Raw genomic sequence first — 8507 nt, 5'->3', positions numbered from 1 at the left:
AAGGTCCTGGGTCAGGCGGGGTTCCTCAAGCCGTGACCTCGTTCCGCAAGACCGGCGCCGCGGCCGGCCCCCGCACGGGTGGGACGCGGCGCCGCCGCATCCGCGGGTGCCCCGCTCCCCCTTCGTGCCCGCGCTGATCGGCATGGCGTTTCTGGTCCTTCCGCTGATCGCGCTGCTGCTCAGGCTCCCTGGCGCAGCATGCCCGGCCTGCTGACCAGCAGCGAGGTGTGGCAGGCCCTCCGCCTGTCGCTGATCTGCGCGACAGCGGCGACCGTGCTTTGCCTGGTGTTCGGCGTCCCGCTGGCCTGGCTGCTTGCACGCATCGAGTTCCCGGGGCGTGGTCTGGTCCGGGCCCTGGTGACCCTGCCGCTCGTCCTGCCACCGGTGGTGGGCGGTGTGGCCCTACTCATGGCGCTCGGCCGCAACGGAGTCATCGGCAAGTGGCTCGACTCCTGGTTCGGCATCACCCTGCCGTTCACCACCGCGGGGGTTGTGATCGCGGAGGCGTTCGTCGCGATGCCGTTCCTGGTCATCAGCGTGGAGGGGACCCTGCGAGCCGCTGACTCCCGGTACGAGGAAGCGGCCGCCACGCTCGGCGCCTCCCGCTTCACCGCGTTCCGCCGGGTCACCCTGCCGCTCATCGCCCCTGGTATCGCGGCGGGCGCCGTGCTGGCCTGGGCCCGCGCTCGGCGAGTTCGGCGCCACGAACACCTTCGCGGGCAACTTCCCCGGCCGCACCCAGACCATGCCCCTCGCCGTCTACCTGGCCCTCCAATACGATCCGGACGCGGCGATCGCACTCAGCCTGGTCCTGCTGGCCGTGTCGATCGCGGTGCCGGCCGGGCTGCGTGATCGCTGGATGCCCGCCTCATGACCGACACCCGCAAGCCCTCACAGGACGCCGTCGCCCCCCGGGCCGGCCCCTGAGGGGCTCGATGCCCGGCTGGTGGTCGAGCGCGGTGCCTTCCGCCTCGACGTGGCACTGACCGCGGGGCCCGGTGACGTGATCGCGCTCCTGGGCCCCAACGGCCCGTGGCCGCCGGCCAACTCGACCTGCGCCCCGGGGCCAGCGTCTGGGCGACGGTCAAGGCCGCCCAGACGCACGCGTACCCCGCCTGAGCAGACGGACAGAACACGCGACCAGAACTGGCCGACCCGCGTCTGCGAGGCATCGCATGATCTTTGCCTCGCGCTTGCGACGGTGTCGCAACGGGCCACACTTCCGCCGGGACTACGGTGGGCCACGTAACAACCGAAGACAGGCAAATCACCCATACTCTGCGAGGCGTCCCCCGATGAGCCTGAGCATCCGCAACCAGATCCCCGGCACCGTCACCGCCGTCACCCCGGGCGAAGCCATGGCCACGGTCAAGGTCCGCCTCGACGGCGGCCAGGACGTCACCGCCGCGATCACCCTCGGCGCCGTCAAGGACCTCGGCCTCGCCGAAGGCTCTGCGGTGCACACCCTCGTCAAGTCAACGGAGGTTGCACTGGCAACGGGCCCGGTGGAGGGCCTGTCCATCCGCAACCGGCTGTCCGGCACCGTACGAGAAGTCGCGACGGGCGCCGCCATGGCCACCGTCAGGGTCTCGGTCCAGGGCGCCGAACTGACCGCCGCGATCACCAAGGACGCGGCCACCGACCTGGGCCTGGCCGAGGGCTCCGCCGTCACCGCCCTGTTCAAGTCGACGGAGGTCTCGCTCTCAGCCGTATGACCCCAGGTGGGTGGGGCGTCCTGCACGGTCTCCTCGGCGATGAGAGCGTTGTTCACCGCAATCGCCGTGTTCGTGGCATAGCCGACTGGCCCGGCAACGGTCAAAGACGGCTGTGCGCGGACACGACATGGCAGCCCAGCCTCTGGAGCAGGCGAGAAGCCTGATGGCGCGTGGTTGCAGCGAACAGCACCGCTCGTTGCAGCACTTCGCCGTTCGTGAATCTCATCCCGTACAGCAGACCGTCTCTTGAGACCTCCTGGTCGACCTCCTCCTCACGCGTCGCGATCCCGGCCCCCCGGGTGCCAGTTGGGTCGGTCAGTTGCTGATGAGGGCGAGGTCTGCGGTGAAGCGCCGCAGCAGCAAGAGTTGCTGCCAGGCACGGGGACCGGGCGGGCGCCAACGACCGCAAGAGGCCGGTCCTGCGTCTGCCAGCCATGGCAGAAGGGAGACGAAAAGACGTCTCCGCCCCGCAGAGGAGCCAATCCCGGCACCTCGGGCAGAAGCTGGATCGCCCCCATGGCGATCACCAAGGCGCGGGCGCGACGCATCGTCTCACTATGTGACATGCACTATCCCTCCAGACGCGAGCCCCTTCCGGCCGTCGCAACGAGCGCGCCCGCCCGGTTCGTTTCCGCGACCTGGGGATCCCCATTGTCACTACCTCCAACATCCGATACTCATCAGCGAAGTCTTTTGTGGCTTCAGCCGAGCATTTGCCAAGCGATTGTCGAACAACCGCCGCAGATGCAGGATGGCTGTTAGAAGGTGTCCTGTGGAGGAGGCAGCCCAATGGGGGACGGCGATCACGGCAGCACTGTCCGCGGGTGGCTGCGGGACATCGAGGTGTTCGCGGGGCCGCTTCCAGAGTTCGCGCCTGAGCGCGCTCCGGCCGATCCCGTACGTCTGTTCCTGTCCTGGCTGTCCGAGGCCGTGGCGGACGGTCTGCGCGATCCGCACGCGATGACCTTGTCCACGGTCGACGAGGCAGGCGACCCGGACGCACGCGTGCTGATCCTCAAGGGCGTGGACACCTCGGGCTGGCAGTTCGCCGGACACCGCTTCAGTCCAAAGGGGCGCCAGCTCGCCGTCCATGCGCGGGCCGCACTCACCTTCTACTGGCCCGAGCACGGCCGGCAGGTGCGGCTGCGCGGGCCCGTGACTCCGGCCCCGTCCCGAGACAACGCGGCCGACTTCCTCGACCGGTCGGCGACCGCCCGCGCCGAGTCCCTGCTGGGCCGTCAGAGCCAGTACCTGACGGACACCACCGAACGGGACAAGGCCCTGGAGGAGTCGCGGGCCCGGATCGACAAGGACCCCTCGCTCGTCGACTCCGCATGGACCCTCTACACCCTCGCGCCGGCCGAGGTGGAGTTCTGGCAGGCGGCGAAGAGCCGTGTGCACACCCGGCTGCGCTACGAACGTGCCGGGAACGGCTGGCAGCGGTTCCAGCTCTGGCCGTAGCGTCCCCGCGCCCCCGCACCGACCGGCACAACCGATGCGTGTGTGGGGATCCCTTCCCCCTGTTCCTGCTCACGAAGCGAGGAAAACCCCATGACCACGCGCACCCGGGACGGCAGCGCCGGCGACGTCGACTACGGCGCCATCGGCTCTGGATACTCCTCCTACCGTCGACCGGACGAACGGATCGCCCGGTTCATCGCCGAGGCCCTCGGCGACGCCCGCAGGGTGCTCAACGTCGGCGCCGGCGCCGGATCGTACGAGAACGCGGCACGTGCGGTGACGGCGGTCGAGCCCTCGGAGTCGATGCGTGCCCAGCGGCCGACGCAGCTCGCCCGGGCCATCGACGCCGTGGCCGAGGACCTGCCCTTCACCGACGGTGAGTTCGACGCGGCGATGACGCTGTTCAGCGTGCACCAGTGGTCCGACTTCAGGGCCGGCCTGCGCGAGATGCGGCGCGTGACCCGCGGGCCCCTGGTCATCCTGACCTGCGATCCCGCTCTGGTCCGGGGCTTCTGGCTGTACCGGTACGCGCCCGAGGTGCTGGAGACCGAGGCCCGCCGCTACCCACCGGTCGAGGAGCTGACCGCTGCGCTGGGCGGCACCGGCACCGTCCAGACCGTACCCATCCCCCTGGACTGCACGGACGGGTTCAACGAGGCGTACTACGGCCGCCCCGAGATGCTCCTCGACCCGGCCGCCCGCCAGGCGTGTTCGGCCTGGAGCTTTGTCGACGACCGGGTTCGCGAACGCTTCGACCGGACCTTGCGGCACGACCTGGAATCCGGCGTCTGGGACGAGGAATTCGGCCACCTGCGTGTTCGGCCGACGTGCGAAGGGTCGCTCGTGATCGTGCGCGCAACCCGCGTAAGCGGAGCATGAGGAAAAAGAGGGACGGCAAGATGGCAGGACCGGACCGGATGGACGAGCGGCTGCGGGCTCTGGGACTGGTGGAGGCACAGCGGATGGCGCAAGCCTTGTTCGCCGACGTCATGGCCCGCAACGTGATCGCACCAGGCAACAGTGAACACGAGACGGGCAACTGGATCGGGGACCTGGCCAGGCAGGTGTTCGGCACAGCCGCGCGACGCGCCGAGCCGGTCGTCCGCTCCGGCCCCCACACCGTACTCCCGTACGAACAGGAGCTACCGGACCGCGTCATCGGCGAGGACGACATCGTGGTCGCCGACCTCGGTCCGGTCCTCACCGGGTACGAAACGGATTTTGCCCGTACCCTCGCTTTCGGCAACGACCCGCACAAGCACTGCCTCATCGAGGACCTGCCGAAGATATTCGCGGCCGGCCGCGACGCGTTCTACGGGGACTCCCGCATCACGGGCAGGCAATTGTACGCCGAGGTCCAGGCTGTCGTAGCCAAGGCGGGCTGGACGCTGGGCGGATGGCATGTCGGCCGCTTGGTCGGAGCACCATCGGCCGCCAATTCCCATACGAGGCAGGTGAGTTCGTTCCTCTGCACGGACAACGACCAGCCCCTCCGCCGCAGCGGGCCAGGAGGCTGGCAGGCCCACTGGATCCTGGAGATCCACCTGGTCGACGAACACCAGGGCTTCGGCGGTTCACACAAGGGGCTCCTGGACCTTACGTGACGTCTGGTGCCATCAGCCAGGCGGCGGCGCCGGGGACACCGTCTTGCCATCGGTTAGGCCGTGGGTCGAATTGGCATCTTGAGGCGTGAATGATCTTGATTCATGGCGCGGGGAGATCTCACGACGATCAGTGGGCGGCGCTCGAGCCGTTGTCGCCAAAGGATGTGAAGACAGGTCGGCGGCCTGTCTGGCCTCGGCGGCGGCTCATCGACGACATACGGTCCGCGTCAGGGCCGGTGTTCCGTGGCGGGACGTACCCGTCGAGTACGGGCCGTGGGGCCGGATCTACGACCTGCTCCGCCGGTGGCAACGGGATGGCGCCTGGCACCGGGTCCTCGCCCAGCTCCAGTCCCTGGCCGACGCGAACGGTGCGATCACGTGGGACCTGAGCGTCGACTCCACGGTATGCCGCGCCCATCAGCATGCGGCCGGAGCCCGGAAGCGAGGTGACCTGCAGAAGGAGTCACCGGGTGGTGACTTCACCGAGCCTGCTGATCACGCGCTGGGGCGTTCACGCGGTGGGTTCACCACCAGGCTGCACCTGGCCGTCGAGCAGGGGCAGACGCCCACGTCGATCGTGGTAACAGCCGGGCAGCATGGAAACTCGCCGCAGTTCCAACCGGTGCTGGAGAAGGTTCGCGTGCCCCACATCGGGCCGGGCCGGCCACGCGTCCGCCTGATCGCGTGCGGGCCGACAAGGCGTGCGCCTTCCGTCAGAAACCGCGCCAACCTGCGCCGACGTGGCATTCGCTGCACAGTCCCGGACAAGGCCGACCAGGCCCGCAACCGCAAGAGCCTGGGCGCCCGTGGCGGCCGGCCGCCCAAGTTCGACGCCGAGGACTACAAGGCTCGGCACGCGGTCGAATGTGGCATCAATCGCTTCAAGAGTCATCGCGCCGTGGCCACGAGGTATCAAGCTCGCGGTCCGCTATGAGGCGACCGTCTTTGTCGCGGCCATCAACGAGTGGCTGTGACCACACACGCGCACCGCCTTTGCGTTAGACCGTGTCCTACGTGGTGAGGCGGACGAGTCGCTTGTAGCAGCAGATGGCTGCGGCGAGGCCGAGAAAGGCCAGGTAGTTGCGGGGATTTCGTTCGTATCGAGGGCTGAGTCGGCGGTAGCCGGACAGCCGGGACATGGTGCGTTCGATGACCAGCGGCGTCGCCCTAATCGTTCGCTGGACTCGATCCCCTTGCGGGCGATGCGTACTCCGATCCGTTTCCATCGGAGCCATCTGCGCAGGTCGGCGCGGTCATAGGCTTTGTCGGCGTGCAGGCGCTGAGGCTTGAAGTACCGGCCGTTGTGAGGGTCGTGTCTCGTTTGGTGACCCTCGATCACGGGCTTCAGCCCTTCGCTGTCGTGGGTGTTGCCGGCCGAGACGCCGACGAGGAGGGGCAGTCCGTTCGGGTCCGACAGGATGTGCATCTTGGAACCCGGCTTGCCCCGGTCCACGGGGCTCGGGCCTGTGTGTTCGCCCCCTTTTTGGCCCTCACGTGCGCCGTGTCGAGGACGACGCGGGTGACGTCGATGAGGCCGGCGTCGTCGAGCCGGTGCAGCACTGCTTCGTGGAGGCGGCCCCAGACGCCTGCTCTCGACCAGATCAGGAAGCGGCGGTGAGCCGTCGACTTCGATATGCCGAAGCACGGGGGAAGTTGAGGCCAGGCGCATCCGCTGACCAGGACGTAAATGATCGCCGGGAACAGCGTCTCGTCAGGCGTGTCCTGCGTTCCGCCGCCCTGCGGTCGCACCCGCGACGGAGGGCCGAGCTTGTTTTCGATGGTCAACGGCGAAATATGATAGGCCCCCCACGGTAGTCGAAGACCGGACGACTCAGGGGAGAACCCTTCAACATCTTGATCGTCAGCACGCTGCACCCGCCGCGTAGGGTACGTGCGCGCGGCAGAGGTCCCCGACGGGTCGATCCAGCTGGAACGATCCACCGAGCGAGAGCGCGAGAAGCTCGCGTGGTGCGCCGACGACGCGCACGAAGCCCAGTTGCGCCGCTGGCGCGAAGCCTGCGAAGCCACGCAGGCGGCTGTCACCGCACACACCGCAGCCACCGAGACCAACCGGTACGAGCTGGAGCAGGCTGCGAAGAAGGCCGTGCGGCACGCCCCGGAGGGTCCGGCCGGCGAGTAGCCGACACTGGCCCTGCCTACCCGTGCTCGGGCAGGCGGCCGGCACGTCGGAGGTCTCTTCGTCGGCCAGGATGACGTGGACCCGGGCGTGCCGCCGTACTCGCGGACCCAGCGCCGGCACCCACGAGGTCGAGCGGCAGTTCATCGACGAGCACGGGCTAGAAGCCTTCCGGAAGAGCAACCGGGAGCCCACCGACGTCCTCCGGCGCCCCGCGATCCGATCTGGCGAGGGCAGATGGCACGGTCCGAGCAGTACACCGCCGGCCTCGACGCTCCGCCCCACCGTCCAGGAGCGCCGCCGCGCTCGCGCGCGATGGTGCGGTGGATGTGCCGGGTGTGTTCGGGTGGACCGGTTGCTGCTCTGCAGTGCGTGCCGGTCTCCGGGTGGGAACCTCGCCTCGCCCGAGACCCCGTGAGAGCGCCGATGCGCGATCAGGCGTGTGGCGCGCCACCGTCCGCCGCCAGGCGCGTGAGCCACTCACGCAGCAGGTGCTGCTCGGCGTCGCTCAGTACACCGGCGTCGTCGGGGAGGGCGGCGCGAAGCGCGCGGGCCGCCGCGGCTGGAGCGGACTCCGCGGCGGGGACCGCTGGCTCGGCACGGGTGACGGCCGCGACCATGGACTCGCGCAGGACGGTCAGCAGTGCCGGATTGCGGCGGTCAGCAGGGGTGGAGTGCCAGGTGGTGACCGCGCCCTGGCCGGTTGCCTGGATGATCTGGGCGGCCAGCTCCTCGTCCACCCGCAGCCACCCCCCGGCCGCCAGCCGACGCACCCGTCCATGGAGGATTTCCAGGCCCGCGCGGTGTGCCGCGTCCGATCCCCGGCCGGTGGCCCGGTTCATCACCGCAAACAACTCGGGGCGGGAGACCCCGAACTCGACCACCATGTCCCAGCCGCGGCGCAGCTCCCCCACCGGATCCTGCGGGGTGGGGTCGAGCTGCGCGCGCTTTCTCTCCAGGAACTGCTCGTAGCCGTGCTCGGCAACGGCCTCGAGGAGCCCCTCCTTGTCGCCGAAGAGGCGGTAGATCGCCGGCGGCTGCATTCCGGCCGCGGCGGCGACCGCGCGGGTGCTCACCGCGTCAGGGCCGCCGTTCTCCAGCAGCTCGACGGCTGCCTCGACGATGCGGCGCCGAGAGCTGTCGGTTGAGTCGCGTGTGGCCATGAATCAATGATACCGAGGGTGTGGTTCCATCGGAATTTCCAGTGTTACCGTTGAAGTGATTCCATCGGAAACAGCCTTGGGAGAACCCCTTGATCATCGTTACCGGAGCCACCGGCAAGCTCGGCCGCCGCACCGTCGAGCGCCTTCTGGAGCGTGTCCCCGCCGACCGCGTCGGCGTCAGCGTCCGCGACCCCCGCAAGGCCCGGGATCTAGCCGGCCGCGGCGTCCGGGTCCGGCAGGGCAGCTTCGACGACCCCGCCTCGCTCGTGCACTCCTTCGAGGGCGCCGAGCAACTGCTCCTCGTCTCCCTCGACCGCACGGGCCCGCAGTGCGTCAGCGGCCACCGCGCCGCCATCGACGCCGCCGTGAAGGCCGGCGTCGGCCGGATCCTCTACACCAGCCAGATGGGCGCCGCCCACGACTCCCG

8 protein-coding genes and 2 pseudogenes are annotated in these 8507 nt (G+C 69.3%); 8 read left to right on the top strand and 2 right to left on the bottom strand.

The window, feature by feature from the left end:
• The first annotated feature begins 32 nt into the window (after positions 1 to 32).
• The 6 genes and pseudogenes from modB to JK359_RS38230 all read left to right on the top strand — a co-directional run bounded on the left by modB (position 33) and on the right by JK359_RS38230 (position 5714).
• Positions 33 to 874: pseudogene (gene modB, locus JK359_RS38260) on the top strand (molybdate ABC transporter permease subunit).
• 421 nt (positions 875 to 1295) lie between these two features.
• Entirely contained in the window at positions 1296 to 1715 is a 420-nt protein-coding gene (locus tag JK359_RS38250) for a TOBE domain-containing protein (protein WP_201844317.1), read from the top strand.
• 789 nt (positions 1716 to 2504) lie between these two features.
• Positions 2505 to 3176: a pyridoxine/pyridoxamine 5'-phosphate oxidase gene (locus tag JK359_RS38245; RefSeq protein WP_201844315.1), complete on the top strand. Its 672-nt coding sequence runs from the start codon at positions 2505 to 2507 to the stop codon at positions 3174 to 3176.
• 90 nt (positions 3177 to 3266) lie between these two features.
• The gene (locus JK359_RS38240; RefSeq protein WP_201844313.1) at positions 3267 to 4055 is read left to right on the top strand and encodes a class I SAM-dependent methyltransferase; all 789 of its coding nucleotides are present in this window, start codon (positions 3267 to 3269) and stop codon (positions 4053 to 4055) included.
• A gap of 20 nt (positions 4056 to 4075) precedes the next feature.
• On the top strand, positions 4076 to 4780 hold the full coding sequence (locus tag JK359_RS38235; protein ID WP_236679114.1) for a M24 family metallopeptidase: 705 nt from the start codon (positions 4076 to 4078) through the stop codon (positions 4778 to 4780).
• A gap of 85 nt (positions 4781 to 4865) precedes the next feature.
• The gene (locus tag JK359_RS38230) at positions 4866 to 5714 is read left to right on the top strand and encodes an IS5 family transposase (RefSeq protein WP_307788467.1); all 849 of its coding nucleotides are present in this window, start codon (positions 4866 to 4868) and stop codon (positions 5712 to 5714) included.
• A gap of 76 nt (positions 5715 to 5790) precedes the next feature.
• On the opposite strand, the pseudogene JK359_RS38225 reads toward JK359_RS38230, so the two are convergent.
• Positions 5791 to 6574, bottom strand: a pseudogene (locus JK359_RS38225) (IS5 family transposase).
• Positions 6575 to 6671: 97 nt separating this feature from the next.
• Here JK359_RS38225 and JK359_RS38220 point away from each other — a divergent pair.
• Positions 6672 to 6920, top strand: coding sequence for a hypothetical protein (locus JK359_RS38220; RefSeq protein WP_201844311.1), 249 nt, complete (start codon positions 6672 to 6674; stop codon positions 6918 to 6920).
• Between the two features lie 431 nt (positions 6921 to 7351).
• On the opposite strand, the gene JK359_RS38215 is transcribed toward JK359_RS38220, so the two are convergent.
• On the bottom strand, positions 7352 to 8080 hold the full coding sequence (locus JK359_RS38215) for a TetR/AcrR family transcriptional regulator (protein ID WP_201844309.1): 729 nt from the start codon (positions 8078 to 8080) through the stop codon (positions 7352 to 7354).
• A gap of 89 nt (positions 8081 to 8169) precedes the next feature.
• Here JK359_RS38215 and JK359_RS38210 point away from each other — a divergent pair.
• A partial coding sequence (locus JK359_RS38210) for an NAD(P)H-binding protein (protein ID WP_201844307.1) occupies positions 8170 to 8507 on the top strand: 338 nt, incomplete at its 3' end.

The sequence above is a fragment of the Streptomyces actinomycinicus genome (assembly GCF_016741775.1).
GTDB classification, from domain to species: domain Bacteria; phylum Actinomycetota; class Actinomycetes; order Streptomycetales; family Streptomycetaceae; genus Streptomyces; species Streptomyces actinomycinicus.
This window is presented reverse-complemented; position numbering and strand designations above follow the sequence as displayed.

Bases quoted from the DNA above. Each gene is read 5' to 3' on its own strand.
- JK359_RS38250 (WP_201844317.1), top strand. From the start codon at position 1,296: ATGAGCCTGAGCATCCGCAACCAGATCCCCGGCACCGTCACCGCCGTC.
- JK359_RS38245 (WP_201844315.1), top strand. From the start codon at position 2,505: ATGGGGGACGGCGATCACGGCAGCACTGTCCGCGGGTGGCTGCGGGAC.
- JK359_RS38240 (WP_201844313.1), top strand. From the start codon at position 3,267: ATGACCACGCGCACCCGGGACGGCAGCGCCGGCGACGTCGACTACGGC.
- JK359_RS38235 (WP_236679114.1), top strand. From the start codon at position 4,076: ATGGCAGGACCGGACCGGATGGACGAGCGGCTGCGGGCTCTGGGACTG.
- JK359_RS38215 (WP_201844309.1), bottom strand. From the start codon at position 8,080: ATGGCCACACGCGACTCAACCGACAGCTCTCGGCGCCGCATCGTCGAG.